The sequence below is a fragment of the Desulfosarcina sp. genome, assembly GCF_033791525.1.
GTDB lineage: Bacteria > Desulfobacterota > Desulfobacteria > Desulfobacterales > Desulfosarcinaceae > Desulfosarcina.
In genome coordinates this window covers 12,470-37,939 of the sequence record NZ_JASJGN010000153.1, presented here as the reverse complement: position 1 = coordinate 37,939, position 25,470 = coordinate 12,470, and the positions used below count along the sequence as shown (strand labels likewise).

22 protein-coding genes and 1 tRNA gene are annotated in these 25,470 nt (G+C 56.5%); 19 read left to right on the top strand and 4 right to left on the bottom strand.

Features of this window, described 5'->3' with window-relative positions; genetic code table 11:
- Positions 1–131 precede the first annotated feature (131 nt).
- The 3 genes from QNK41_RS07380 to QNK41_RS07370 all read right to left on the bottom strand — a co-directional run bounded on the left by QNK41_RS07380 (position 132) and on the right by QNK41_RS07370 (position 3,943).
- Positions 132–1,259: a hypothetical protein gene (locus QNK41_RS07380; protein ID WP_319255290.1), complete on the bottom strand. Its 1,128-nt coding sequence runs from the start codon at positions 1,257–1,259 to the stop codon at positions 132–134.
- A gap of 1 nt (position 1,260) precedes the next feature.
- Positions 1,261–2,163, bottom strand: a complete 903-nt coding sequence (locus tag QNK41_RS07375; protein ID WP_319255288.1) for a RimK family alpha-L-glutamate ligase — start codon at positions 2,161–2,163, stop codon at positions 1,261–1,263.
- Positions 2,164–2,632: 469 nt separating this feature from the next.
- Complete coding sequence (locus QNK41_RS07370) at positions 2,633–3,943, bottom strand: GNAT family N-acetyltransferase (protein WP_319255286.1); 1,311 nt, start codon at positions 3,941–3,943, stop codon at positions 2,633–2,635.
- Between the two features lie 208 nt (positions 3,944–4,151).
- On the opposite strand from QNK41_RS07370, the gene QNK41_RS07365 reads away from it, so the two are divergent.
- The 13 genes from QNK41_RS07365 to QNK41_RS07305 all read left to right on the top strand — a co-directional run bounded on the left by QNK41_RS07365 (position 4,152) and on the right by QNK41_RS07305 (position 18,631).
- Complete coding sequence (locus QNK41_RS07365) at positions 4,152–5,162, top strand: glutathione synthase (RefSeq protein ID WP_319255284.1); 1,011 nt, start codon at positions 4,152–4,154, stop codon at positions 5,160–5,162.
- Positions 5,163–5,164: 2 nt separating this feature from the next.
- Positions 5,165–6,886: an ABC transporter substrate-binding protein gene (locus QNK41_RS07360; RefSeq protein WP_319255282.1), complete on the top strand. Its 1,722-nt coding sequence runs from the start codon at positions 5,165–5,167 to the stop codon at positions 6,884–6,886.
- The gene (locus tag QNK41_RS07355) at positions 6,876–7,853 is read left to right on the top strand and encodes an ABC transporter permease (RefSeq protein WP_319255280.1); all 978 of its coding nucleotides are present in this window, start codon (positions 6,876–6,878) and stop codon (positions 7,851–7,853) included. The genes QNK41_RS07360 and QNK41_RS07355 overlap by 11 nt, the downstream gene beginning before the upstream one ends.
- Before the next feature lies 1 nt (position 7,854).
- Entirely contained in the window at positions 7,855–8,811 is a 957-nt protein-coding gene (locus QNK41_RS07350; protein ID WP_319255278.1) for an ABC transporter permease, read from the top strand.
- Positions 8,808–9,782: an ABC transporter ATP-binding protein gene (locus QNK41_RS07345; protein WP_319255275.1), complete on the top strand. Its 975-nt coding sequence runs from the start codon at positions 8,808–8,810 to the stop codon at positions 9,780–9,782. Before QNK41_RS07350 ends, QNK41_RS07345 begins: the two co-directional genes overlap by 4 nt.
- A gap of 1 nt (position 9,783) precedes the next feature.
- Positions 9,784–10,767 carry an oligopeptide/dipeptide ABC transporter ATP-binding protein gene (locus QNK41_RS07340; RefSeq protein WP_319255273.1) on the top strand — a complete coding sequence of 328 codons (984 nt, stop codon included), beginning with the start codon at positions 9,784–9,786 and terminating at the stop codon, positions 10,765–10,767.
- Between the two features lie 205 nt (positions 10,768–10,972).
- Positions 10,973–12,412: an adenylate/guanylate cyclase domain-containing protein gene (locus QNK41_RS07335; RefSeq protein WP_319255271.1), complete on the top strand. Its 1,440-nt coding sequence runs from the start codon at positions 10,973–10,975 to the stop codon at positions 12,410–12,412.
- A 221-nt stretch (positions 12,413–12,633) separates the two neighbouring features.
- Entirely contained in the window at positions 12,634–13,395 is a 762-nt protein-coding gene (locus tag QNK41_RS07330) for a formylglycine-generating enzyme family protein (RefSeq protein WP_319255269.1), read from the top strand.
- Between the two features lie 334 nt (positions 13,396–13,729).
- The gene (locus tag QNK41_RS07325; protein ID WP_319255267.1) at positions 13,730–16,525 is read left to right on the top strand and encodes an Npt1/Npt2 family nucleotide transporter; all 2,796 of its coding nucleotides are present in this window, start codon (positions 13,730–13,732) and stop codon (positions 16,523–16,525) included.
- Positions 16,491–16,955 (top strand): cyclic nucleotide-binding domain-containing protein, encoded by a 465-nt coding sequence (locus QNK41_RS07320; protein ID WP_319255265.1) that lies wholly within the window; start codon positions 16,491–16,493, stop codon positions 16,953–16,955. The genes QNK41_RS07325 and QNK41_RS07320 overlap by 35 nt, the downstream gene beginning before the upstream one ends.
- Before the next feature lie 145 nt (positions 16,956–17,100).
- Positions 17,101–17,511: an SET domain-containing protein-lysine N-methyltransferase gene (locus QNK41_RS07315; RefSeq protein ID WP_319255263.1), complete on the top strand. Its 411-nt coding sequence runs from the start codon at positions 17,101–17,103 to the stop codon at positions 17,509–17,511.
- Between the two features lie 12 nt (positions 17,512–17,523).
- On the top strand, positions 17,524–18,330 hold the full coding sequence (locus QNK41_RS07310) for a crotonase/enoyl-CoA hydratase family protein (protein ID WP_319255261.1): 807 nt from the start codon (positions 17,524–17,526) through the stop codon (positions 18,328–18,330).
- 160 nt (positions 18,331–18,490) lie between these two features.
- The gene (locus QNK41_RS07305; protein ID WP_319255259.1) at positions 18,491–18,631 is read left to right on the top strand and encodes a hypothetical protein; all 141 of its coding nucleotides are present in this window, start codon (positions 18,491–18,493) and stop codon (positions 18,629–18,631) included.
- Between the two features lie 89 nt (positions 18,632–18,720).
- Here QNK41_RS07305 and QNK41_RS07300 read toward each other — a convergent pair.
- Positions 18,721–18,797 (bottom strand) — tRNA-Pro (locus QNK41_RS07300).
- Positions 18,798–18,857: 60 nt separating this feature from the next.
- On the opposite strand from QNK41_RS07300, the gene QNK41_RS07295 reads away from it, so the two are divergent.
- The 6 genes from QNK41_RS07295 (at position 18,858) to mrdA (ending at position 25,316) form a co-directional block, all read left to right on the top strand.
- On the top strand, positions 18,858–19,778 hold the full coding sequence (locus QNK41_RS07295; protein ID WP_319255257.1) for an LD-carboxypeptidase: 921 nt from the start codon (positions 18,858–18,860) through the stop codon (positions 19,776–19,778).
- 12 nt (positions 19,779–19,790) lie between these two features.
- On the top strand, positions 19,791–20,870 hold the full coding sequence (locus QNK41_RS07290) for a serine hydrolase domain-containing protein (RefSeq protein WP_319255255.1): 1,080 nt from the start codon (positions 19,791–19,793) through the stop codon (positions 20,868–20,870).
- A 165-nt stretch (positions 20,871–21,035) separates the two neighbouring features.
- Positions 21,036–22,076 carry a rod shape-determining protein gene (locus tag QNK41_RS07285; protein ID WP_319255253.1) on the top strand — a complete coding sequence of 347 codons (1,041 nt, stop codon included), beginning with the start codon at positions 21,036–21,038 and terminating at the stop codon, positions 22,074–22,076.
- Positions 22,077–22,084: 8 nt separating this feature from the next.
- Positions 22,085–22,921: a rod shape-determining protein MreC gene (gene mreC, locus QNK41_RS07280; RefSeq protein ID WP_319255251.1), complete on the top strand. Its 837-nt coding sequence runs from the start codon at positions 22,085–22,087 to the stop codon at positions 22,919–22,921.
- Positions 22,918–23,445 (top strand): hypothetical protein, encoded by a 528-nt coding sequence (locus QNK41_RS07275; protein ID WP_319255249.1) that lies wholly within the window; start codon positions 22,918–22,920, stop codon positions 23,443–23,445. The genes mreC and QNK41_RS07275 overlap by 4 nt, the downstream gene beginning before the upstream one ends.
- Positions 23,442–25,316 (top strand): penicillin-binding protein 2, encoded by a 1,875-nt coding sequence (gene mrdA, locus QNK41_RS07270; RefSeq protein WP_319255247.1) that lies wholly within the window; start codon positions 23,442–23,444, stop codon positions 25,314–25,316. Before QNK41_RS07275 ends, mrdA begins: the two co-directional genes overlap by 4 nt.
- Positions 25,317–25,470 lie beyond the last annotated feature (154 nt).

Sequence of the window (25,470 nt, the reverse complement as noted above, 5' to 3'; positions counted from 1 at the left end):
CGCGGCGCGCATGCGGCCATTTGACTTCTATCCGATCACCATCATCATATGATATCGGCAGGAAATGTAAACACAAAAAAAACAGGTATGACGCCTGTAGATCGAATCGGGGCCTTATTTTTCAATCACCCCTACTCATCTTTTAGTTTTTCTTCAATTTTTTCGGCAAGATCGCCCCTGCCGCGGGTCCGAAGCGGTTCAATCAGCTCTGTATAGAAGGGCTGGCGTACACGGATGGTGATGCTGAAGGCGTCCAGCCATGCCGGATCGACTGCATTTTCCTCAAATGCCCGGGTCTTGTCCAGAAGGCCCATGGCCTCCAGTTCCAGCATGGTGCGCACGCATTTCTCACAGCGACCGCAGTTGAGCTTTTCCGGCACGTTGGCCAGGCAGACGCGGAAATTCTGGAAGGCCACATCCCATCCGGCCACCATTTTCAGTTTTTCCATACGGGAAAGTCCTACATCGCGGTGGCGGATCTGAAGATCGGCGCTGCCGTACTCCGGGTCCAGCAGGGGGTGGGAGCCGCAGGGGTGCAAGTGGGGGATGTCGTAAGAAGATGCCAGCCAGGCCAGGTTGATGCGCGGGGAAAAAGCGTGCACGGCGGCGGCCAGCACGGCGCCGAAAAACTGGTTGAGCCACAGATCGCGGTTGTCGCACAGGTGGCGGATATTCGTATAGATGGGAATAAGGGCCAGATCGGCGTCGGCGGCCACGGGCGCCATGGCTGCTTTGGCGCGTTCGAACACGTGGTATTTCGCACCCCGCTCGATTACGCCGCCGATGTCGAAACCGTGGACCAGCAGGGCGTCCCTGGGATACCAGGGATGCGTCGGGGCATAGTTGTCCTTGATCCGCTTGAGGGCGGCCAGGGAGTCCATGCCCCCGGACAGGAAGATCCCCGCGTGGCGTTTTTTTTCTTCATGCAGGGCCGTTCGGCCAAGCGGTGCATCGATGGCCAGCGGTTGAAACGTGCCATCGGTCCAGTGATGCATGAGGACCATGACCGTCTCCAGACCCTCTTTGAGCCGGGGACAGATGGCTTCGTCCAGAGCAAGGCGCCGTTCCCCGAAATAAAGGGCCGGGATAATGCAGCCCACGGCAAAGGCGTGGGGGTTGGCAAAGATCGACTCCGCGTATGCCGTTTCGGTTTCGATGAAGATTTCCTGCGCCGGCTGATCGCTGTCCTCGAAGGCCACTGAGGCCACGGCCCGGGTCAGGCCATCGTTTTTTCTCATATGCAGGTTGGAAAGTTTCATTTCAGACGTTCATGCTTTCTCGATTTTGGCGATACCGATCGGCGGCAAACTGGATGATTCGGCCGGCGATGTCAAGGCCGGTGGCCGCCTCCAATCCCTTGAAGCCCGGTGAGTAGTTCACCTCCACGATGAATGGGCGATCATCCTTGTCCACGATCATGTCCACGCCGGCCACATCACACCCGACCACCCTTGCGGCGCCAACGGCGATTGGCCCGAGCTCTTCGCTAAGTGCCGTGGCCTCGATGGTGCTGCCCAGATGGAAATTGGCTCGAAACTCGCCTGTTGACGGGATAAGCGCCGCCGCACAGACCACTTCACCGCCGATAACCAGTGCACGAATATCCCGGCGCTGTTCAGGCGGCAGGTAGCGCTGGACGATCAGCCCCCGGCGGCGATCCAGTGCGGGCAGGGCGCGCTGACGGGCATCGCTTGCGTCCATGATCCGCAATACCCCGTCTCCCTGACGCTCGCTCGTCTGTTTGGCCACCACCGGGTAGCCGCCCAATTGATCGACGGCACGAAAAAAGCCCGCTTCGTCGTTGACGAAAACGGTGTCAGGGCAGGGCAGGCCGGCGGCGGTCAGCACCTGCTGGGTGAGAAATTTGTTGCGGGCGATGGAAACCGCCTGATGATCGTTGACCAGTGGCATGCCCATGAGCTGGAACTGGTGAATCAGGGCCAGGCAGGAATCGCCGATCTGGGCACCCTGCCTTGGCAGCACCACGTGGGGAAGGGGGGCAAAATGGGCGCCGGTTACTTCCAATCGCCCTAAAGCCGTTATCGGCCACAGGTGATAGGGGTGGATGAGCATGCCCTGGTGACCGGCCTTACGGGCCGCTTCCAGCAATCGGCGGTTGGGGTGGTAGTCGCTGTCCTGGACGGTGATGATACCGATATGCATGGTTAACTTGGTCTCTTAAACCTGAAGTGCATGTTTTTTTTGTCTGAAAACGAGAAACAAACAGTAAATCACAATAACCAAAAAACCAAATGACAAATAAATCACAATTCCCAAATTCAAAATTCTAAGCTGATCTTTAATATAGGATATTCCAATCATCAAATTTGGCGGATCCGTAAAAAGTCGAAATTTCGGTTTTATTGTCGTCCCCGTGAAGGCGGGGATCCAGTATTAACAGGTAGTTATAGATAGCGCTGAAAAAGCTTCACGACGTGCCCCGCCTTCGCGGGAATGACATGACAGGTGACTTTTTACGAATCCGTCAAATTTGGAGCAATGGAAAAAACAATCAACTCTTGGATTTTGTCCTTTTTGAGATTTGGATTTAGCTATTTGGTATTTATTTGAGATTTGTCGTTTGTTTTTTTGCGTTTGATGTTTTCAATTGGCTGTTTCTGCTTTGTCCGGGTTAGGCGATTTCATTGGTATCGATCATCCATTCCGGCATCCAGATGCCAAGTGTCTTGCCGGCCTTTTCACTGAAATAGGTGGCCACCTTGCGGGTGCGGTTGCGCAGGGCGATGATCTTGGTGGCTGGGTTGTCTTCGGCGATGACCGAAAAGATCCTGCGGTCGCCGGCCCGCTGGGTCAGTCCTTCCAGGAGCCTGGTCCCGATTCCCAATCCCCGGTATTCGGGACGCACCGAGGTATAGCCCCGCTCGACGAATCCGGTGAGATCCAGCCCTGTCTGGCGTTGGACAGCTTCGATGTATTCGGGCCTGGGGTTCTTGAGACTGGAATTGCCGACGATGACGCCTTTTTCCTGCACATAGCCGATGAGATGCGCCCGCTGCAGATTGAACCGGACATGGGTGGCCGCCACCGTGCCTCCGGCCGCAACCATGGCGCAGATCTCTTCCAGGTATCCGTCTGGCAGCCGGTCCGGCGGAAGAAAGTGGTACTTAAGGGCTGCGCCGATCGTAAAAAGGCGCTCACCGTCATTGTCTACGCGCAGACGCAGCACCTGGTCTTTGGTCAACCGGTCCACCAGTAAAAACCGGTTCACCGGGTCGTTTACGCTATGCCACAGCGGCCGGCCGGGCAACGGGGGCACCTGGCCGTAAGTCTCATTGAGATTGAAACTCCGATCGCCAGCGTGGGTTTTCTCCCAGGAGTGGATGATATTCGGATGGCTGGTGATGGCCCTGCAGGTTTCTGATGAAGCATCCCCACCATTGAGCACCAGGTGGTTCCAGATGCCGGCCCGGGAAAATGCCTTGAAAAATTCAAAATTTGGCAGTGGGCCACTTGCGTGCCATTGGAGTTGAACGATGGCTTTGTCACTACCCATGTCCATGATTTCTGGTTCGATGCAACCATCGATGGTGCTGCAAAGGGACAGACGCAAGCGCGGCCGTCGCTCGTTTATTGCCATCAGCAGGTTTTTTAGCTGGGTCGGATCCATTTCATCCGGACATAAAAAATGGATCGTGTCGTGACTCGCCGACAACCGCTCTAAAAGATTCAGCAACCGCCTGCCGCCATTGGTGAACCCGTCCGGGCGGGCATCCCACTGGTGCGTTTCCATCGACCCCGCGGAAAAAAGCTTCTTGGCCTGGGCCAGGGTCGACGGCGGCATGGCGGGCATCTCAGGGGATGGCTGAATCAGCAGAATCGAAAACGAGGATGCAACGGTCATAGTCTTAAGGGAAGCAATCCTAAGGCGGTTGGAAGAGCGGTGCCGATAGTCGACGATCTTTGCATCGGCCCGGCTGACCATTTCCTCTGGTCTGGTTGGCCAGAACCATAGGGACTTTGCACTTTGGTGTCAATTAGAAAGGGCCTCGGGCACCACCTGCAACGCTTGGAGGGTTCTTCCAGAATTGATGCGCTCAACCGCTGAGGGTTGCTAATTTGGCCAAATTAAAGTAAATGAAAGTATCTTATCGACGATTGTCATAAAGGCTGGGAAAAGGACTGTTTCTGCCATGAAGATTGCCTACCTGATGGATCCGCTGGAAAACATCCAGCCTGAAAACGAGACCACCAGCCACCTGATGTACGCGTGCAACGAGCGGGGGCACGCGGTCTATTTTTTAGAACCCCACGACGTATATATCCGCAACGGCCAGGTCGTGGCCCGCATGCGCAACATAACGGTTAAAACAGGCCTCAGTATGGCCAAATACTGGCAGTCAATTATTCGCTGCACCAAGCAGGACCATCTTGTTTTCGAAGCCATTACCGAACTCGATGCGCTGTTTCTGCGCAGCAATCCGCCGCTCAACTACCAGACCATGGAGTTTTTGCAGACGGCCAACAACCACGTCTTCATCCTCAACAGCACCACCGGCCAGATCCTGGGCAACAGCAAACTCTATATCCTCAATTTTCCGGAGATCATCCCCGAGACGCATGTGTCCAGGGACCCCTCCCGCCTGCGCAAAATCATTGACGATTTCGGAGGGGCCATGGTGGTCAAACCCCTGCAGCGGTTCGGCGGAGAGGGCGTGATCAAGGTGAGCACCCGGGACCGGATGAACCTGAACTCCCTGATTCACTATTACGTGCGGGCCTATGAATCCTATTCGCGGCGGGAACCGATCATGGTGCAGGAATACCTGAAAAGCGTCAAGCAGGAGGGGGATATTCGAATTCTGCTGCTCAACGGCGAAATTATCGGTGCCATGCGCCGGAAGCCCAAAAAAGGGGACTTTCGCACCAATGTCCATGCCGGCGGCGAGGTGTTCGCCCACCGGGTGACGGCCCAGGAAAAGCAGATCTGCCAGGTCATCAAAGAAAAGCTGATCGCCGATGGGCTCTATTTCGTGGGTATCGATATCATTGCCGGCAAACTGGTGGAAGTCAACTGTGTCAGCCCGGGCGGTATACCGCGGATCAACCGGTTGAACAATGACCGTCTCGAGTCAAAAGTAGTCGATTTCATAGAAAAAAAGGTCAGCGCTATCAGCCATGTGCCTCACCGGAAGCGGGTCTGAGCATGGGCGGCGCGAGTCGGTGGTGCAGCCTGATCGTTTTTCTGCTCATAGCGGTCGCGGTATCCGCCTGCCATGAGAACAGTCGCCCCTATGCCCTAAAAATCGGCCTGGCTGAAGAACCCCGCACCCTCAATGTCTGGCTGGCCAGCGACGCCAACTCCCGCAAGGTGCTTTCCCTGATTTATCAGCCCCTTTATGTGTATGACCCGGATACCCTCGATCTGGTGCCCTGGCTGGCTGAATCCATGCCGGTTTACGATGCACAGACCTTGTCTTATACCGTGACTCTCCGGGAAGCCCGATGGTCGGACGATACTCCTTTCACGTCAGGGGATGTGGCCTTTACCGGGAACCTCATTCGATCTTTCAAGGTGCCCCGTTATGCGTCCAACTGGCGATTCATCGACCGTATCGAAACGCCGGATTCGCGTACGGTGACCTTTTATCTCAAAAAACCCATGGCGGCCTTTCTTTCCGGGACCTTGTCGACCCCCATCGTGCAGGAAAAAGAATGGGCAGGTTTTGCCGAAATAGCCAAGACCACCGAAAAGCCGCTGGCGACCCTGGTCAACCACCGGGTGCAGCATCCTGTGGGCACCGGCCCTTTTACTCTGGAGCAGTGGCGGCAGGGTGCATTTTTACACCTGAAGCGAAACCCCCATTTTTTCGGTACCGGCAAAACCATCAATGGCCGCCTCCTGGGGCCGTTTTTCAACGATCTTGTCTATAGCGTGTTTGGCACTTCGGATGTAGCCATACTGGCCCTGAAAAAGGGCGACATCGACATGTTCTGGTGGCCCATTCAGCCTGGCTATCTGTCCGATCTGAGCCAGCAGAAGAAGATCCGTCTGTTCACCAACGAGAAGAGCGCCCTTTACTTCATGGGGTTCAACCTGCGGCGGCCTCCCTTTAACGATGTTGCCCTGCGACGGGCTGTGGCTTATACGGTCGACAAAGACTTCATTGTCGATCGGATCCTCCAGGGCCAGGGCACCAAGATGTATTCGGTGGTGCCGGCTGAAAACCGCTTCTGGTGCTGCACCGATCTGCCGCGCTACGGGGGGGACATGAGCCGGCAAAACCGGCTGAAAACCGCATACCAAGTGCTCGTCGATGCGGGCTACAGCTGGGCGGTGCCGCCGGTGGATGCCGCCGGGAACCTTCAGCCAGCCAGGGAGATCCGGCTACCCGGGGGACAACCCATGGGGCGGTTCACCATCCTGACGCCGCCGGCGGACTACGACCCGCATCGCGCAACCAGCGGGTTGATGATCCAGGAGTGGCTTCGGGAACTGGGCATGCCCGCCTACGCCCGGCCCATGGCCTTCTCCTCCATGCTGCAGCAGGTCAAAGGCAACCACGACTTTGACGCATTCATCCTGGGCTATGGGCGTCTGCGCCTGGATCCGGACTATGTGCGCAACCTGTTTCATTCGGCAAACGACAGGTCCCGGGGCTGGAACATGAGCGGGTACCACGATTCCACCTTCGACCAATTGGCCGACCGGTCCACATCCGAGTTGGACCCCTTAAAACGGCAGGAACTGGTGATGGAGATGCAGAGACTGATCGCCCGTGACCTGCCCTATCTTCCCCTGTACAAGCCCTCCTTGGTGGAGGCGGTGCGAACGGATCGCTTCGAAGGCTGGGTAGAGATGCTGGAAGGGATCGGCAACATCTGGTCCATGTGCCAGGTAAAACCGGTGAACTACGATGGGGCTTAAACGATTCATTTTAAGACGGCTGGTTGAAATTGCCGTGATCTTCTTCGTGATCATGACAGTGCTTTTTATCCTGTTCCGCCTGGCACCGGGGGATCCGGTGTCCCGGATGGTGGATCCCTCCATGACGCCGGAGGACGCCCGTCTGCTCATGGAGAGCATGGGGCTGGATCAGCCCGTTTGGACCCAATACCTCTATTACCTGAAGAACGCGGCCACCGGCAACATGGGGGTGTCTTTCCATTACGGCGAACCGGTGACCCATATCCTGTTGAACCGGCTGCCCAACACCATGCTGCTCTTTACCACCTCCATCATCATTTCGGCCCTGCTGGGCGTGTTTCTGGGAAAAATCGCCGCCTGGAAGCGAGGTGAGCGAACTGATACGCTGATGACGATCGGGGCGCTTTTCTGCCATACCTTGTTCCTACCCTGGCTGGCCCTGATCATGATCTGGTTTTTCGCTTACTGGTTAGGCTGGTTCCCCATCACCGGGATGGTTTCGCCGGACGTGTGGATCGATCCCGATGCCGGTTTCGTGGTCAAGGCCCTGGATGTGCTTCACCACATGGCCCTGCCGCTGATGACACTGGTCCTGATCCATTTCGGCAGCTACCTGCTGGTCATGCGCAGCAGCATGCTCGAAACGCTGAAAGACGACTATATCCTCACCGCCCGGGCCAAAGGCTTGGATGAAAAAACCATCCGGGACCACCACGCGGCCCCTAACGCGGCGTTGCCCGTGGTGACCACCGTGGGGTTGAGCCTGGCCTTTTCCATCAACGGTGGAGCCTTGACCGAGACGGTGTTCACCTGGCCGGGTCTTGGGCGAGAATTGGTCTTCGCCGTCAGCCACGCCGACTACCCCCTGGCCCAGGCGGCCTTTCTGCTCATTGCCATCGTGGTGCTGCTGGCCAACCTGGTGGTGGACGTGCTTTACGCCTACCTGGATCCGAGGATACGGTACTGATATGCCCAACCCATCCACTTTTTCCGGGAATCCGGGTAGCCGACCCCCCACATCAGCCGTCAGGCAACGGTCACGCTGGGTGGAACGTTTTCTGGACGGTTGGTCGGTATACCGGAAGAACACCATCGGACGCATCGGGTTGACCCTGCTTGGGCTCTTCGGCCTCATGGCCGCGGCCAGCTATATCCCGCAATGGGTGAACCCCATCTACCACCCCATGACCGGTGTGGACCCGCTGATTTCCCATAGCACCGGCCCAAGCCTGCAGCACTGGCTGGGTACCGATTACATTGGACGGGATATCTTCAGCCAGCTGTTGGCCGGTGCGCGCGTTGCCTTTATGGTGGGCATTTCGTCGGCGCTGATCAGCATCCTGTTCGGCACCACCATCGGCATGGTGGCCGGCTATGCGGGCCGGCGCACGGACGTGGTACTCATGCGACTGGCGGACATGATCATGGTCATGCCTACCCTGCTGGTCGTGTTGATATTGTCGGCCCTGTTCGGCCAGCTGAACATCTGGGTCATCGTGGTGGTGATCGCCCTGTTCCGTTGGCCCGGCGTCGCACGGGTGATCCGGTCCCAGACCCTGAGTCTGCGGCACCGTCCCTTCATCGAGGCGGCACGGGTGTCCGGTGCGTCGCATCTGCGCATTATCTTTAGACACATCCTGCCCAACGTGATGCCCCTGGCCCTGCTATACATGACGTTCCGGGTCACCTCGGCCATCATCATCGAAGCGGCCCTGGCGTTTCTGGGTTTCGGGGATCCGGGCACGGTAAGCTGGGGGATGATGCTCCAGTGGGTGTGGAAGACGGGCCACATGTTCCAGGCCCCCTATTGGCTGCTGCCGCCGGGCATCTGCATTTCCCTGATCACCATGGCCTTTTACATGACCGGCCGGGCCATGGACGACGTGCTGGATCCGCGCCTGCGCAAAGAGGAGACCCAAGCGTGACCACGGCCTTGCTGGAAGTTGACAACCTGAGTATCGGCTACCGCACCACCACCGGCATCGACCTGGCGGTGGATGGGGTTTCCTTTCGCGTGGATCGGGGCGGATCCTTAGGGCTGGTGGGTGAATCCGGGTGCGGAAAGACTACCATCGGTATGGGCCTGATGAGGCTGCTGGCGTCGAATGCGAGGATTGTATCCGGGCAGGTCCGTTTTGAAGGCGAAGACCTGACCACCGTCAGTGAAGAACGGATGCGTGAGATCCGGTGGCGTCGGATCTCCATGATTTTCCAAGCTGCCATGAATGCTTTGAATCCCGTGCATCGGGTTCAGGACCAGATTGCCGAAGCCATCATTACCCATGAGCCGGGTCTATCCAGCCATGCGGTGGCCCACCGGACCCGATCGCTTTTCGAACTGGTTAAGATTCCCGAGGACCGGCTGCAGGACTACCCCCACCAGTTTTCCGGCGGTATGCGCCAGCGGGTGATCATTGCCATGGCATTGGCCTGCAATCCCTCGCTGATCATTGCCGACGAGCCCACCACCGCTTTAGACGTCATCGTCCAGAATCAGATTCTGCGCGCCATCGGTACGTTTCAAAAAGAGATGAATATCGGCATGATCTTTATCTCCCATGACCTGGCTGTGGTGGCGGATGTGTGTACCCATATCGGCGTCATGCATGCAGGCAGCCTGGTGGAGTACGGCCTTCGGCAGGAAGTGTTGGACTGCCCGGGACACCCCTACACGCAAATGCTGGTGAATTCGCTGCTCACCCTCTCTGATGAGCCGGCAGACCTGTCCAGTCTGGTTGGTCCCACCGGCACCAATGGGCCTGCCATGTCCGGCGGTTGTCCTGTTCACACCATGTGTCAGAATGCCACCGCCGCTTGTCGGCGAGAACAGGCCGATTGGGTGGCGCTATCAACCACCCACCGGGTGCGCTGTCAGCATGCGGGGGAGCAACCCTGATATGAATACTCACGGCAGTTCCCCGATTCTTTCGATGACCGACGTGACCAAAACCTATCGTTCGGGCGATTCCTTGTTGGGCTCGTCCGGAAGTCGTGTCGTTGCCTTAGACCACATCTCCCTGGACATCAATGCCGGTGAAATTTTCGGTCTGGTCGGGGAGAGCGGGAGTGGCAAAACAACGGCCAGCCGGCTGATTGTGGGTCTGGAATCGCCAGATGATGGCCGGATCCAATTCGACGGGAAGGACATTTTGGGCCTCAAAGGGCGCGCGAGGCGGGAATTTACCAAGCAGGTACAGGTGATTTTCCAAGACCCCTACCAGAGCCTCAACGCCCACTTTTCCATTTTTGATACCGTGTGTGAACCGCTGGTCATCCATGGCGTCGGAGACCGGGCGTCGCGCCGGATTCGGGTTTGCGAAGCTCTCGAGACCGCCGAATTGACGCCACCGGAGAGCTATCTGAACCGATACCCCCACCAGCTTTCCGGGGGACAGCGCCAGCGCGTGGCCATTGCCCGGGCCATGATTCTGGAACCCCGGTTCCTGATTGCCGACGAGCCGACCTCCATGCTGGATGCCTCCATCTCCTTTCAGATCTTCCGGCTGCTGCACCGCCTGAGGGAGACCTTCGGCGTCACCATGCTGTTTATCACCCACAGCCTGGCGGCGGCCCGGAACCTGTGCGACCGGGTAGGGGTGATATACCGGGGGCGGCTGGTGGAGCAGGGTACCGCCCGGGAGACCATTATGCATCCGCGGCATCCTTACACCAAAGCGCTGTTGGACGCCCATCCCCGTTTCGGTTGCAGCAACCATCACGGGTACGACACCCTGCTTGACGTCGAACGGCCCAGACCCAAAAACGACCATTGCCTGTTCTACCCCCGCTGCCGTCTGGCCATAAACAATACCTGCAATCTGCAGGCCCCTAAACTGAAAAACCTGGACGCCGCCCACCGAGTCTCCTGTTTCCTGTATTAGTTGCTATCTGGCATTGCTTAAGCTGGTTGGCGGATTTATCTTAGCAGGTGACTATCCATAACAAATCCAAATAATATCTCATGATGTAAGGGTTTTTGGAATTGGCCGACAAATGCAGCAACCGTTGAATGTTAACTGCAGTCGAACGCATTCTATTGCTTTACCTGTGATAATTCGACTGCCCAACCTATTCGCTATGGGTCCCATGAAATCAAACGCGTCGACGCATCAGCATGAAAACCCCGCCCAGGATAAGGGCATCCGTGAGATCCTGCTGGCCGGCGTATTCTGGCGGATTCTCTTCATAGAGATGATTCTGCTGGCGTGGTCCGTTTCATACAAGATGTTCTCCCAGGACACCACGGGATTGGAGTTGCTATGGTACGCGGTTCGCATCATTCTGCTGGTGACTGTCATTCTCATATTCATGATGGTGACCCTGCGGCGCTTTCTTGAAAAGAAAATCATCCGGCCCATGGAGGCTGTATCCGAGGGAAATCGCCGGCTGGATGTGGCCCATCCGGAGGTGGACAATGTGCCGTTGGACGATGATGTGGCCGTGGAAATCCGGGAGATTGTTTCCACCCGGGCCAAAATGCTGGAGGCCATACTCAATGTGTCCAATCAGCGACTTCAGCTGGTCAATTTTATCAAGGACACCTTCGGTCGCTATATGAGCCGCAAGATCGTCGACGAGATATTGGAGTCTCCTGACGGGCGGCGGATCGGCGGTCGTCGGCAGACGGTGACCGTGCTCATGTCCGACCTGCGGGGCTTTTCCGATCTGTCCGATTCCAGGGACCCGGAGGAGATGGTCCGGATACTCAACCGCTACCTGGAGGCCATGACCCAGGTGATTGAGCGTTATGACGGCGTGATCGACGAATTTATCGGCGATGCCATCCTCACCGTGTTCGGGATCCCCGAAGAAAAAGCCGACGACCCGGCTCGCGCCGTTGCCTGTGCGCTTGCCATGCAGCAGGCCCTGGCCGATCTGAACCGGGATTACGTGGCCGATAGCCTGCCTCCCCTGGAGATGGGGATCGGGATCAACACCGGCCCGGTGGTGGTGGGCAACCTGGGCTCCGAAGCCAGGACCAAATACGGCATTGTCGGCGCGGTGGTCAATGTTGCATCGCGTATCGAGTCAAACACCGTCGGGGGGCAGGTGCTGGTCGGCGAGGCCACCTACGCGAAGGTCAATGCGCAGGTGGCGGCAGAGCCGCCCATGACTGTCATGATGAAGGGCTTCAAGCGCCCCCTGGTCTGTTACCCGGTGACGGCCATCGGTCCACCTTACGACATCCGATTCAACCTGAAAACACCCGATCCACTGGTCGAGATCTGCCTGCCATTGCAACTGTGGCGCCTGGACGGCAAAAAAGTGGTTGCCGGCCCCATTGCGGGTGAAACCCGCAAGCTCAATGAAACCACCTTTGTCGTGAATTTCACGGAAGCGCTCTCACCGTTGACAAACGTGAAACTCTTATTTACGTTCTGCCAGGAGGCGCACTGCTTTTCAGACATCTACGCCAAGGTTGTCGATGTGGACAATACCAGCAAGCCGCCCGTCTACCAGTTGCACGTCACCTACATGGACCAGGAGGACAGGGCGGTGCTGAACCGTTGGATCCGGGCTGCATGACGCCACCGAAGGATGGCCCGTTGATGAACCCCTTTCTATAATAAAGGTCTGACCTGATGATGGATGCCCAACGTCATACCCTGAGATTCTCGACCGCCATACGGCGATGGTTGCATGTTAAGGAGCGTATAAAAAAAACCATTTTAAATCGACTCCTGCTGATCCTCGCCTTATCGTTCGTGTATGGCCCGGCAACGGCGGGTTATGCTCAGGAGAAGAAAATGGTCAATTCTTTAGGCATGGAGTTTGTTTTGATCCCTGCCGGCATGTTTATGATGGGTAGCCCCATCGACGAAGTGCATCGGGGGGCTTCCGAGATCCCGCATCCGGTCACCATCACCCGGCCGTTTTACATGCAGACCACCGAAGTGACCGTCGATGAATGGCGAGCCGTCATGGGGCGGCGCTTTTTTGCCAGGAAGAAGGGCTCCGCAGATATGCCGGTGGTCAAGGTGTCGTGGCATGACAGCAAGAAATTTATCCGCAAACTCAATTCGATGACCGGTGATCTTTACGCCTTGCCTACTGAGGCCCAGTGGGAATACGCCGCCCGGGCAGGCAGCACGACGGCCTATTTCTGGGGTGGCCAGATCGATTGCACCCGGGCCATGTTTGCCAACAACTCCATGAAATATAACGCCTGTGTCTCCACCAACCGGCCTTTAAACCTTGACCCCGATGGTCCCGCACCGGTGAAGCGCTATTCCCCGAATGCATGGGGGCTTTATGACATGCACGGCAATGTCTGGGAGTGGTGCGAGGACCTTTATGCGCGCTACAATGTCGTTTCGGTGGTCGATCCCTGCGAAACCGAATCGGGCAAAGACCGGGTCCGTCGCGGAGGCAGCTGGTACGGGCCCGGATATTCATGCCGCAGCGCCAACCGGGCCTATGGCCACCCGATGAGCCGCTTGCAGAACACCGGCTTTCGACTGGTCATGGCATTGCCGGACCGGCCAAAGGACAACGCTCAGCCCCAGTAAAGCGGCCGACGCCTCCATTAACGCAGACAGGACCTGCAGCATCCTCCGTCAGTTTAACGGACCGAAAAAGGCCTTGAACCGCGATAGCGAGCGCATTCCTCGCCGCTTGTCGAAGCGAAGCGGAGATCCCGCCATCGGGGTCGGCGCGAAGCAGAGATACCGAGTATCGGTGCGGCGGGGTTAGCGAGCGAACTGAAAATAGACATTCATCCTTACGGTGCTGCGCAGCACTGCCGTTATAGGCAGAACATTCCCCGCGGCTTGTCGGAGCGAAGCGGAGATCCTGCTCATCGGGGCCGCGGGGAGGGTTCAATCCTGAAAGAGAAAATTCGCCTTGCCAATCCATAAAAGAATAGGCCGCTGGCTCAACATCAATGAAGAAGAACTCGGCCTGTTTTTCTGGACGGTTGCGCTGCTCTTCCTGGTCCGCAGCTCCGGGATTTTTCTGAACAACTATGCTGAAACGGCATTTCTAAAGCGATATGGCGTCGAATACATGCCGATCGTGAACATGCTTAACGCGGTGCTGACCTTCTTCGTCATGGGTGTCATGACCGGATTCATGACCCGTCTGCCCGGGGCCAGGTTGCTGGCGCGGCTATTTGTCTTCTGCGCGCTGTCCATCGCGGGCATCCGGGCCATCATCCCCTTTGGGATCGATCTGATCTACCCCGCCCTGTTTATGCTCAAGTCACAGTACGAGGTCCTACTGGCGCTTTTGTTCTGGAACCTGGCCAACGATCTGTTCAACACCCGACAGTCCAAACGGCTCTTTCCGCTGATCACCGCAGGCGGCGTTATCGGACAGATTCTGGGTAGTTTTGCCACGCCTCTGGTGGCCCGATGGCTGCACTTGGATAACCTGCTGCTGGTATACATGGGCACGGCCCTGGCCGGCGCCTGGGCCGTGCAGGCCATGGGAAAGCGGTATCCCACCTTGCTTTTCCAGCAGAAAAAAGAGGCTGGAAAAAAGAGCCGCACCTCTATGATTGAGGAATTCAAGACGGTGCTGCCCCTGATGAAATCCTCGGTGCTGGTGAAAATCCTGGTGGTGCTCACCTTTATGCCCAATGTGGTGATCCCCATCATGAACTACCAGTTCAATTTTGCCGTCAATGAACAGTTTGCCACCGAATCCGGCCTCATCGAATTTTTCAGCTATTTCAGGGGTGTACTCAACATCATCAGCCTGGTGATCTTGCTCTTCGTGGGCAAGCTCTACGACCGCTTCGGGCTGCCCGTGGCGCTGATGTTCCACCCTTTTAACTACATGCTGGTGTTCCTTGCCTTCCTTTTCCGGTTCGATGCCTTAGCGGCCATGTATGCCCGCATGTCCGCCAACATCATCCGCACCACCATTAACATCCCGGCCATCGCGGTGGTGACCGGCCTGTTCCCGGAATCCTACCGGGCCATGATCCGGCCTTTTCTGCGCGGTACCATTGTTCGCATCGGTCTGTTTTTAGGATCCGGGCTTATTTTGCTCTCCGACACCCTGTTCCATCCGCGCTATCTCTCCCTGGTGGCCTTGCCTTTTGTAATGGCCTGGGTGGTCACTCCCTTTGTGCTCAAGCGTCGGTATGCCGGCATTCTTTTAGATCTGGTTTCAGACAACAGAGTCGATTTTCGATCCCTCAATTCCAGTGAACTGGGCCAGGTGTTTCGGGACAAGAAAATTCAGGAAAACCTCGTCAGGCAATTTCAAGATTCATCAGGAGAAAATCGTCTGTGGTATGCTCAACTGCTCAAGTCCATCTCTTTCAGCGGGCTGGACAGCTATTTATTAACGGCATTGCGGGAAGAGCAGGATACCCGGACCCGTATCGGACTCATCGAACTGCTCTCGGATGAGTCCGGCCCGGCTGCTGTTGAATCCTTCACCGAACTGATCGAGCAAGGGTCTCCTGAACTGGCCGTGGCCCTGATCGATGCCGGCCACCGCATATCACCTGAGATCTTTGCCCCATTTAACCGGCGCATTTACGAATCGCCGCTTCCCCTTGAGGCCAAAGCCCATGCTGTGGGCTCCCTTTATACGGTTGAACCGGCCCGGTATGGCACAGTCATTGAAGAATGGCTGTGGTCTGAAGATGCCGACAGCCTTTGTGCCGGCATTATTGCTACCGGGGTATGCCGGGATATCCGTTTTGCGGAGCGACTGAAGGCGCTTTTGTTGACCTCCGATGATGCCACGTTGCTTTTGGTTCTGGGCAGTCTTCGCACCATCAACCTGGCGGGCCTGAACCCCCTGGTGGTGCTCCGGCTGTGGGATCCGGATCCGCGCATGCGGCGCGCCGTGCTTCAAGTTTACCAGATCGACGATGAAGGCGCTTTGAAGAACGTGATTCCGCTGTTGGGGGATGATTCCGATGCAATTGCCGGACTTGCCCGCGAGAAGATCAAGGCTGCCGACTATCAGAACACCCTGCGGCTGGTAAAATCGCTTTCACTTCCCCAGAAAAAAGTGAGAGAGTCTCTGTTCGGTCTGCTGGCGGACATGGCCATCAAGGATCTGGATGTGTTCCGGTTTGTCCGGTTTCAAGCCCTAACTTGTTATCAGCTGACGGCTGAAGCCCAAGGGGTCAGGCTTATGCCCAGTGGGGCGCTGCAGGAATTGCTGGCCGTCCACTTGGACGAGCGGGTCTGGTTTACCCTGCAGACGACCCTGCGGGTGTTGGCCGCTCAAGATCAATCGGGGCGGATGCAGACGATCGCAAAAAGCATCTTCTCAGCGGATATACGTCAGCGGGCAAATAGTTTGGAAGCGATGGACGACATTCTGGATAAAAGCCTGGTTCGCCTGCTGACACCGCTGCTGGACGACATGGATGTTTCTGCGCGCATCGCCGCGGGACAAAGGCTTTTCCCCAACGAATTGCAGGTGTCGACGGACTGGGCACTCTTTGACGCCTTGCTGAGCAGCCCGAACTGGGTTACGATAGTATTGGCACTTACCCTGATTCGGCAACTATCGGTTTCACCAGAGGTTCCCGCCCGCATCCAGGCACTTGTTCAACACAAGAACGTGCACGTATCCCTTGCGGCCACAGAACTACTTGAAAAAAACGGATTCCCCATCCGGGCAGGAGACAGTAATGGAAATAGCGACAGCGATTCCGTTGACGGATAAAATTTTACACCTAAAAAAAATCGAAATCTTTGCCGACCTGTCCGTCAACGAACTGGCCGCTGTGGCTTCGGTCACCGAGGAGGCGGCTTTTGATGAGATGGAAATGGTCTTTCGTGAAGGAGAGACAGGCGACACGCTTTTTCTGGTGCTGGAAGGCGAAGTGGCGGTGATCAAGGACTGCAATGTGGACCGAGAAATCGAGTTGGACACCATCGGACCCGGTGACTACTTCGGGGATATGGCCCTTTTTGGCGATGATCGCCGCTCGGCTACCATCCGGGTAAAGAAGGACGCCCGGTTTCTGACCCTGAACAAGCAGGAGCTTCAGGAAATCGTGCGCGAGTATCCCCAGATCGCTCTGCATGTCTGCCGGGTTCTCAGTGTGAGAATTCGCCGCCTGCACGGCAAAATTTCAGACCAAAGCTGCTGAAAGTTCCCATGATCGATTCTCTGAGACCACTTCACCGACCGTTTTTCGTCTTGACTCGACCATCTGGCCGATGGATATACTGCAGATTAGACTTCGTCCATGCAGATGGGTCCATCCCTGATCGGATTGACAGGAGCTCGATTGAATGCGACCGATTAAGAAAAAGCGAAAGCCCCTTCTCAGACATCCGAAGATTGTTATTTCTCCATGTGTTTTCGGCCATGGGATTTTCACGACAACGTTAATCCCCGCAGACACGACGCTTGAAGAGTGCCCCTATCTTAGGATTAAAGCCGACGAATGCGCCGCTTCCCTGGATGACTACGTGTTCAATCTGGAATCATCGGAAGACAATGGTGAATCGGATTATTATTCCCTGGTGCTTGGATGGGGAAGCCTGTTCAACCACTCCTACGATCACAATACCGAATACTGGCACGATACCGACCGGGACCTGATTGTGTTTCACACCATCAAAGCGGTAGCTGCCGGCAAACAGCTTTTCGTCAATTACGGAATAGAGTGGTGGGATTCAAGGGAATTGGCTCCCGAATAAAGGGACTTCCAAATGAGTCAAAACAAAGCGATCGAGGTGGAAATCGACGGACATGTTGCCTGGCTGAATCTATGTCGACCAGAACGGCACAATGCCATGGGCATGACCTTTTTTAAAGAAGTGACCGGGCATTTCCGACGCCTTGACGAAGATCCCACCGTGAGGGCCGTCGTCATCCGTGCCGAAGGAAAAAGTTTTACCGCAGGTCTGGACCTCATGGAAGCCGGGGCCATGCTGGGCGGCAAAGGTACCGACGACCGGGAACGCCTGAGGAAAAAAATCGTGGAATTCCAAGAGAGCAACAACGCCATCGAGCGTTGCCGGAAGCCGGTTATCGCCGCGGTTCATGGCCACTGCATCGGCGGCGGTGTGGACCTGCTGTCCGCCTGTGACATCCGGCTGGCTTCAGCCGATGCGCTGTTCAGTATTCGGGAAACGCGGCTCGCCATCATCGCCGATCTGGGGACCTTGCAGCGGTTGCCCCACATCATCGGCCAAGGGTGGTTCAGGGAACTGGCCCTTACAGGCCGGGACTTCACTGCCGATGAGGCCCTTCAGATGGGGTTTGTCACCCGGGTCTGTGAAAACCGGGAGGCGTTGATCCTGGCCGCCGGTGATCTGGCGATAGAGATTGCCGGTATGGCACCGCTCACCGTTCAAGGCGTCAAGGAAGTGATTAACTTCAGCCGGGACAACGGTGTCTATGCCGGGCTGTCCTATGTGGCCCAGAAAAATGCTGCGGCACTGCCTTCCGAGGATTTGATGGAAGCCGTCACCGCATTCATGGAAAAGCGTGAGCCGGTATTCCACGGAAAATGATACGGTCGCTTTTCTCGCCCACTGCGAACCTTGAGATAGTCGTTGGCTGAACGCCTCCCCCCCTGACTGCAGCACCCTTCGTTTGTCCCACGTGAGACACCTTTTAGAATGAGCCGCGGTCTGTTACGCCACATACAGCCTTGCCAGGCGCATTGTGCCCATGTATGAGGCGGAACTGGAGAAAACCTGGCGGTATATTGTCGAGGATGCAGCTGTGCGGGTGCTTCTTGTTTCCAAACCGGAGATCCTTGTCATGGAAAAGCTGGCCGCCTTTTGCAGGTTCCCAGTCATGAATGACTAATCCGGCCTTTAGCTTTTGCATAAAGTGGGTTACAATGAACGATAAAAAAAGCCACCCAGTGATGCTGAGTGGCTTGATTGCTTTGATTCTGGTCGGGGCGAGAGGATTTGAACCTCCGACCCCTTGAACCCCATTCAAGTGCGCTACCAGTCTGCGCTACGCCCCGACGAGAAATCAGACAATTAGCATCATCATTAACCGGTGTCAAGGAGGCAAAAACAAAAAAGTGAACTCCCAGAGCCAATTTAATCCGGTGCTGCCGCGGGCCCTCAAACCCGGCGACACCCTTGGCATTGTTGCGCCGGCCAGCCCATTTGATCGAGATTTATTCGATGCTGGCCTGCGGGTCCTGAAATCCATGAATTTCAACCTTGTCATTCCGGGGGCTATATTCGATCAAAACGGCTACCTGGCCGGCTCGGACCAGCACCGGGCGGACCTGTTGAACGACCTGTTTGCCGATTCCGACATTGACGGCATCATCTGTGCCCGCGGGGGATACGGGGCCACGCGCATCCTGCCGTTGCTGGACGTGGATGCCATCGCCTGCCATCCCAAGGTATTTGTCGGGTTTAGTGACATTACGGTGCTGTTGGATTTTCTGGTTCAGCGTTGCCGTATGGTCGCCTTTCACGGGCCTACGGTCACGACCCTGGGCAAGGCTGACCCGTCGACCCGGGATCGTCTTCTGTTGGCGCTGTCTAAACCGGCGCCGCTGTCGCTTACTTCCGCGTCGAATCAGGTGATTCAATCCGGCATCACTGCAGGACGCTTTTTTTGCGGCAACCTGACCTTGTTTTGCCACCTGACGGGTACCCCGTTTCAGCCGGATTTCAGCGGTGGCATTTTGCTGATCGAAGATCAGGGGGAGGCCCCTTACCGTATCGACCGCATGCTGACCCAGATGATGCAGGCCGGGTGCTTCGACGGCCTGGCCGGGCTGGCACTGGGGGCATTTACCGACTGCGGGTCAGCCGACGAGGTCCACCAAATCGTTGCCGACCGGCTGGGCGGACTGAATTGTCCGATTTTGGCTGGATTCGACGTGGGCCATGAAACGGTCAACATGACGCTGCCTGTGGGCTTGCCCGTCCAGTTGGACACGGACTCCGGAACATTGACGTTTGCGGGACCCGCCGTCCGTTAATGGGGGGTAGCGATGAATAGCCATTCCATTCACCATCTGATGCAGCAGGGCTTGCGGGAGAATGTCTTTCCCGGGGCGGTGCTCTTGGTGGGCAGCGGCGATACCCGGCTTTTTTTCGAGGCCTATGGCAAGGCCAACCTGTTCTCGGGCCAACCCATGATCCGGGAAGCCGTGTTTGACCTGGCATCGCTGACCAAACCCCTGGCCACCACCCTGGCTGTCGCCAAACTGGTTGATCAGGCACGGATCAGTTTGGATCAGCCTGTGGTGAAATGGCTGCCCGCTTTGGCCGGCAGCGACAAGGCGACTATTTCGATCCGCCAATTGCTTTGCCATCAAGGTGGTTTTCCCGCCCACCGTCTTTTCTATATGACGCTAAAATCCCTTTTGCCGTCGAGGCGCAAAGCGGCTGTGCTTGATCTTTTAAAGCATACACCCCTGGCTTACCAACCGGGTGAGACGACCCTCTACAGCGATCTGGGTTTCATGCTGCTTTGCCGCCTGGTTGAAGCGGTGGCCGGTTATCCCATGAATGAATTCCTCAAGACTGAAATTTATGACCCAATGGGATTGACCGATCTTTTTTTCGTGGATCTCACCCGCGACCATCTCACCCGCAAACCGTTTGCCGCCACCGAACTTTGCCCGATGCGAAACCGGCTGCTGGTCGGCGAAGTGCATGATGATAATGCCTGGTTTGCTGGAGGCGTTGACGGACACGCCGGCCTGTTCGGCACGGCCGATGCGGTCTTTCGGCTGCTTCGATTCCTGGTTGCCGATTTTCGGGGCCGTTCGTCAGGATCAGTTTTCTCAACGCAAATCCTTTCCGATGTTTTCAACGGGGAGGGTAAACATCCATTGCCGCTGGGTTTTGACCGCCCTTCGGTGCAACATTCCAGCGCGGGCCGCTATTTTTCAGCCAATACCGTGGGGCATCTGGGTTTTACCGGGGTTTCCGTCTGGATGGATCTGGAAAAAGAGTGCTGCATTATCTTACTCACCAACCGGGTGCATCCCTTTCGCTGGAATACCCGGCTGGGTCAGTTCCGCCCCTTTATCCATGACCGGATCATGGAACATTTTGAAATCTAATTGGATTAAAGCCGAATTGAACAAATCAAGTCTTGAAATCACTGGCTATTTCTGGTAGCGGTGCCTTGAGCTCGTTAACTGCGCAGAAAGGCCGGCCCCATTGCCGTTGCCCCTCGTGCAAGACTAAGTTGGCGCTGTTGAGATTCAAAACGAAAAAGAGGCGGCATGAACTTCATCGATTCCATTCTGGGTGTCTTTTCCAGCGACCTTGCTATCGACCTGGGTACGGCCAATACGCTGGTATACGTTAAAGGCAAGGGCATTGTTCTCAGCGAGCCCTCCGTGGTGGCCGTTCGAACGGACAACCGCACCAAAAACCGCGTGCTGGCCGTGGGCATGGAAGCCAAGAACATGCTCGGCCGAACCCCGGGGAATATCGTGGCCATCCGGCCGATGCGTGACGGCGTGATCGCCGATTTCGAAGTGACCGAAGCCATGCTGCGCCACTTCATCCACAAGGTTCACAACCGACGGACCTTCGTCCGGCCACGCATCATCATCGCCGTACCCTCGGGTATTACCCAGGTGGAAAAGCGAGCTGTTCGCGAGTCGGCGGAATCTGCCGGCGCCCGCGAGGTGTTTCTGATCGAAGAGCCCATGGCGGCAGCCATCGGCGCCGGCCTGCCCATCACCGAGCCCACCTGCAACATGGTGGTGGACATCGGCGGCGGTACCACAGAAGTGGCGGTCATCTCCCTGGCCGGGATCGTCTACAGTCGCTCCCTGCGGGTGGCCGGCGACAAGATGGACGAAGCGATCATCCAGTATGTCAAACGCAAATACAACCTGCTCATCGGCGAGCGTACCTCCGAGATCATCAAGACCACCATCGGCAACGCCTACCCGGACCCCAACAAGCTAGAGACCATCGAGGTCAAAGGACGAGACCTGGTTACCGGTATCCCCAAGATTCTGGCCATTGATTCCGAAGAGATCCGGGAAGCCATTTCCGAACAGATTGAAGCCATCGTGGAAACGGTGAAGATTGCTCTCGAACAGACCCCCCCGGAGCTGGCCGCCGATATCGTGGATCGGGGTATCGTGCTCACCGGCGGTGGTGCCTTGCTCAAGAACCTGGATAAGCTGCTCAGAGAGGAGAGTGGGCTCCCCATCACGGTTACCGAAGATCCGCTGTCCACTGTGGCTTTAGGGTCCGGCAAAATGCTGGACAGCCTGGAAATCCTCAAACAGATCGTCATCGTTTAACGGAACCCATGTTTTCCAAAAGGATGATTCTGGTTGCCTTGGTGATCGTTCTGGTTGCGGTGAATATCGTCCTTCTGACGATAACCGGAAAACACACTCAGGCGCCTTCCGGTCTCGGCCGGGGCGCCCTTGTCATTGTTTCTCCCTTCCAGAAACAGTTCACTGCTTTTTTTGATTCCGTAAAAGACACATGGAATCAATACTTCTTTCTGGTCTCCAAGGCCAAAGAGAACCAGCGACTGAAAAAGGCGCTGGGGCAGAGCCTGGAGCAACTCAACCGCTATAGCGAAACCGAAATAGCCAACGACCGGCTCCGCCATCTGATAGGCTTTGAAAAAGAGATTCCACGGCCAATGATCGCTGCCCAGGTGGTGGGCAAGGACCCGTCTGCCTGGTCAAAGACCATCATTGTGGACAAGGGCACCCGGGACAGCGTTCGACAGGGCGCTCCCGTGGTGATCCCCGAGGGGATTGTCGGTGTGGTTGTCGAGGCGTCGGCCCGGTATGCCAAGGTGCTCCTGCTGACTGATCCCAACAGTGCCGTGGATGCCCTGGTGCAGCAAACCCGGGCGCGGGGCATTGTCAAAGGGGGAGGGGCCGATTACTGCGTATTCGACTATGTCCTGCGAAAGCATGAAATCAGTGTGGGGGACATGGTGGTTTCTTCGGGGCTGGACGGCGTGTTTCCCAAAGGGTTTCGAGTGGGGCGCATTTCCGAAATCGTTCGCCAGAACGCCGGTATCTTTCAGAAGGTGTCGGTTACCCCATACGTAGATTTCGAGATCCTCGAAGAAGTGTTTATCATTTCCGAACCGGCATACGAAGACAATCCCAGGGAACGATGACTTACGGCTACCATCTGATCATTTGCCTGTTTCTGATCATTTTTCAGACGACACTGTTGACTGGCGGCGGTACGGCGCACCTTTACGACCTGCTGGCTCCGTTCGTGGTTTATTTGGGGGCTTACCACCTGCCGCGGGCGGCTATCCCTGTCCTCGTGCTCGGCGGGCTGGCCATGGACGGCATCTCCGGCGGTGTGTTCGGCGTTCACCTTACCGTCTATCTGTGGATGTACGTGGGCGTTCGCTGGGCCATCCAGTTCCTGCAGGTGGGCAATGTGATTTTGCTGCCGCTCCTGGTCACCGCCGGTGTTGTTTTCGAAAGCCTGGTGGTGGCTTTTTCCGCGGTGGTGTTGGCGTCGGCGCCCTGGCCGGTGGATTCGATCTTTCCCGTAGTTTCCGGGCAGGTCATGTGGGGGGCGGTCACCGGTCCCTTTCTGATGCTATTTTTCATTCGTGGACAGAAAGTCGTCGATCGGGCAAAAAAATCCTACTATGCAGAAAAAAGCCCCTTGAGGATACCTTGACCGACTACCTGGACAATGTGGACAGCGACTGGTTCAGCAAGCGGCTGAGCGCTGCCCTGACTGTAGTCATTGCCGCCTTTGTGGTGCTGATCGCCCGTCTGCTGTTCCTTCAGGTGATCGATGGTGCAGAGCTTCGCCGGTTGTCGGAGATCAACAGCATTCGGTTAAGAAGCGTGGATGCACCCCGTGGGTTGATTTATGATATCCATAACCGGCTGATGGCGGACAACCGGCCGTCCTATGACCTGAGCATCACCGTCAAAGACGCCAATCCGCTTGAGCGGACCATTGAAAAGCTATCCCGATATACGGGTATTGACGAAGCGCAGTTGTGGGAGCGCCTGGAGAAAGCCAGGGGGACCCGTGCCTACAAACCCGTTCTGCTCAAACCCGATATCGGTCGGGAGGCATTGGCAGCCATCGAGGTGAACCGATGGGACCTGCCGGGTATCCTGGTCAACGTCTCTCCCCGAAGGGATTATATTTTCAGTCCCAGTTTGGCTCATCTCTTGGGCTATATGGGAGAAATTAGCGTCGAGGAACTGAAAAACAAGATTTACAGCGACTGTAAAAGCGGTGATTTCATCGGGAAATTCGGTATCGAGCGGGTCAGGGAAGATTGGCTTCGCGGCGAGCGTGGGGGCCAACAGGTGGAGGTCAACGCCACCGGTCAGGTGGTTCGGGTGATCAATACAGTGGGTGCAACCCCCGGCCACAATATCGTGTTATCCATCGACCAGTCCCTCCAACTGACGGCGGAGCAGTTGCTGGCGGACCAGGCGGGAGCGGCCGTGGCGGTGGATCCGTCCAGCGGTCAAATCCTGGCCATGGTATCCAGCCCCTCATTCGACCAGAATGCCTTCATTTCCGGCATGTCTCATGACACGTGGAACGCCTTGATATCGGATCCATTGCACCCCCTTGAAAACAAGGCCATCCAGGGTGAATATCCACCGGCGTCTACATACAAGATCATCGTCGCCGCCGCCGCGCTCGAAGAGGGCGTCATCGATGAGAGCACCTCCTTTTTCTGCCCCGGTTTTCTCAAGCTCGGCAACCGGACCTATCGGTGCTGGAAAAAGTGGGGGCATGGTGAGGTAAGCATCTTAAGAGCCTTGAGCGAATCCTGCGACGTCTATTTTTATAAAGTGGGGCTCGAGCTTGGCGTAGACCGCCTGGCGTGGTACGCCAATGCCTTTGGCCTGGGGGAACCCACCGGCGTAGATCTGGGTCACGAAGAGGGCGGCTTGATTCCAACCGCCCAGTGGAAGAAAAAACGGACAGGCGTTTCCTGGCAAAAGGGCGAAACCCTGTCTATCGCAATCGGTCAGGGGTTCAATCTGACCACCCCTCTGCAGATGGCAATGGTGGCTTCTGCAGTTGGCAACGGGGGCGTACGTTATCGACCCATGATCGTAAAAACCATCCGGACCGCGGACGGGCAGACCATGTATGAGAGTGTCCCCGAGGTCGTGGGACGGCTGCCAATCAGCGAAAAAAACTTGTGGCTGGTCAAAGAGGGGCTGTTCAAAGCCGTCAATGAGCGGCACGGGACGGCGTGGCGCAGTCGCCTGGAAGGAATGGCCATGAGCGGCAAGACAGGGACCGCCCAGGTTGCGGGACGGCGGGACGATGCTGCCGATGGTGAAAATGATTGGGGGTCGATCAAGGACCATGCCTGGTTTGTGGCCTATGCACCCCGGGAGAATCCCAGGATTGCCGTGGCCGTGATTGTCGAGCACGGAGAGCATGGATCCAGTGCCGCCGCTCCGGTGGCGGCCGAAATGATCCGGTTTTATCTCTCCGGGGGCCAACCGAATCCCGATGCGCCAATGGCGGTCGCAACGGCATCATCCGCCGAAGGAGATTAAACTGCTGATACACAAAGGCCCGTCTGCGTAATAGCAAACAAATTTCAATGACCAAAAAACAAATGACAAATAAATCACAAGGGCCAAATTCAAAATTCCAAACTCTAGGATCTTGAAGAAAGGGCATTACAGTCATCAATAGTGGAGCGATCAA

Excerpts from the sequence above, each read along its gene's own strand:
- QNK41_RS07380 (WP_319255290.1), bottom strand. The coding sequence starts at position 1,259 with ATGAAACTTTCCAACCTGCATATGAGAAAAAACGATGGCCTGACCCGG.
- QNK41_RS07375 (WP_319255288.1), bottom strand. The coding sequence starts at position 2,163 with ATGCATATCGGTATCATCACCGTCCAGGACAGCGACTACCACCCCAAC.
- QNK41_RS07370 (WP_319255286.1), bottom strand. The coding sequence starts at position 3,943 with ATGGTCAGCCGGGCCGATGCAAAGATCGTCGACTATCGGCACCGCTCT.
- QNK41_RS07365 (WP_319255284.1), top strand. The coding sequence starts at position 4,152 with ATGAAGATTGCCTACCTGATGGATCCGCTGGAAAACATCCAGCCTGAA.
- QNK41_RS07360 (WP_319255282.1), top strand. The coding sequence starts at position 5,165 with ATGGGCGGCGCGAGTCGGTGGTGCAGCCTGATCGTTTTTCTGCTCATA.
- QNK41_RS07355 (WP_319255280.1), top strand. The coding sequence starts at position 6,876 with ATGGGGCTTAAACGATTCATTTTAAGACGGCTGGTTGAAATTGCCGTG.
- QNK41_RS07350 (WP_319255278.1), top strand. The coding sequence starts at position 7,855 with ATGCCCAACCCATCCACTTTTTCCGGGAATCCGGGTAGCCGACCCCCC.
- QNK41_RS07340 (WP_319255273.1), top strand. The coding sequence starts at position 9,784 with ATGAATACTCACGGCAGTTCCCCGATTCTTTCGATGACCGACGTGACC.
- QNK41_RS07335 (WP_319255271.1), top strand. The coding sequence starts at position 10,973 with ATGAAATCAAACGCGTCGACGCATCAGCATGAAAACCCCGCCCAGGAT.
- QNK41_RS07330 (WP_319255269.1), top strand. The coding sequence starts at position 12,634 with ATGGTCAATTCTTTAGGCATGGAGTTTGTTTTGATCCCTGCCGGCATG.
- QNK41_RS07320 (WP_319255265.1), top strand. The coding sequence starts at position 16,491 with ATGGAAATAGCGACAGCGATTCCGTTGACGGATAAAATTTTACACCTA.
- QNK41_RS07315 (WP_319255263.1), top strand. The coding sequence starts at position 17,101 with ATGCGACCGATTAAGAAAAAGCGAAAGCCCCTTCTCAGACATCCGAAG.
- QNK41_RS07310 (WP_319255261.1), top strand. The coding sequence starts at position 17,524 with ATGAGTCAAAACAAAGCGATCGAGGTGGAAATCGACGGACATGTTGCC.
- QNK41_RS07305 (WP_319255259.1), top strand. The coding sequence starts at position 18,491 with ATGTATGAGGCGGAACTGGAGAAAACCTGGCGGTATATTGTCGAGGAT.
- QNK41_RS07290 (WP_319255255.1), top strand. The coding sequence starts at position 19,791 with ATGAATAGCCATTCCATTCACCATCTGATGCAGCAGGGCTTGCGGGAG.
- QNK41_RS07285 (WP_319255253.1), top strand. The coding sequence starts at position 21,036 with ATGAACTTCATCGATTCCATTCTGGGTGTCTTTTCCAGCGACCTTGCT.
- mreC (WP_319255251.1), top strand. The coding sequence starts at position 22,085 with ATGTTTTCCAAAAGGATGATTCTGGTTGCCTTGGTGATCGTTCTGGTT.
- QNK41_RS07275 (WP_319255249.1), top strand. The coding sequence starts at position 22,918 with ATGACTTACGGCTACCATCTGATCATTTGCCTGTTTCTGATCATTTTT.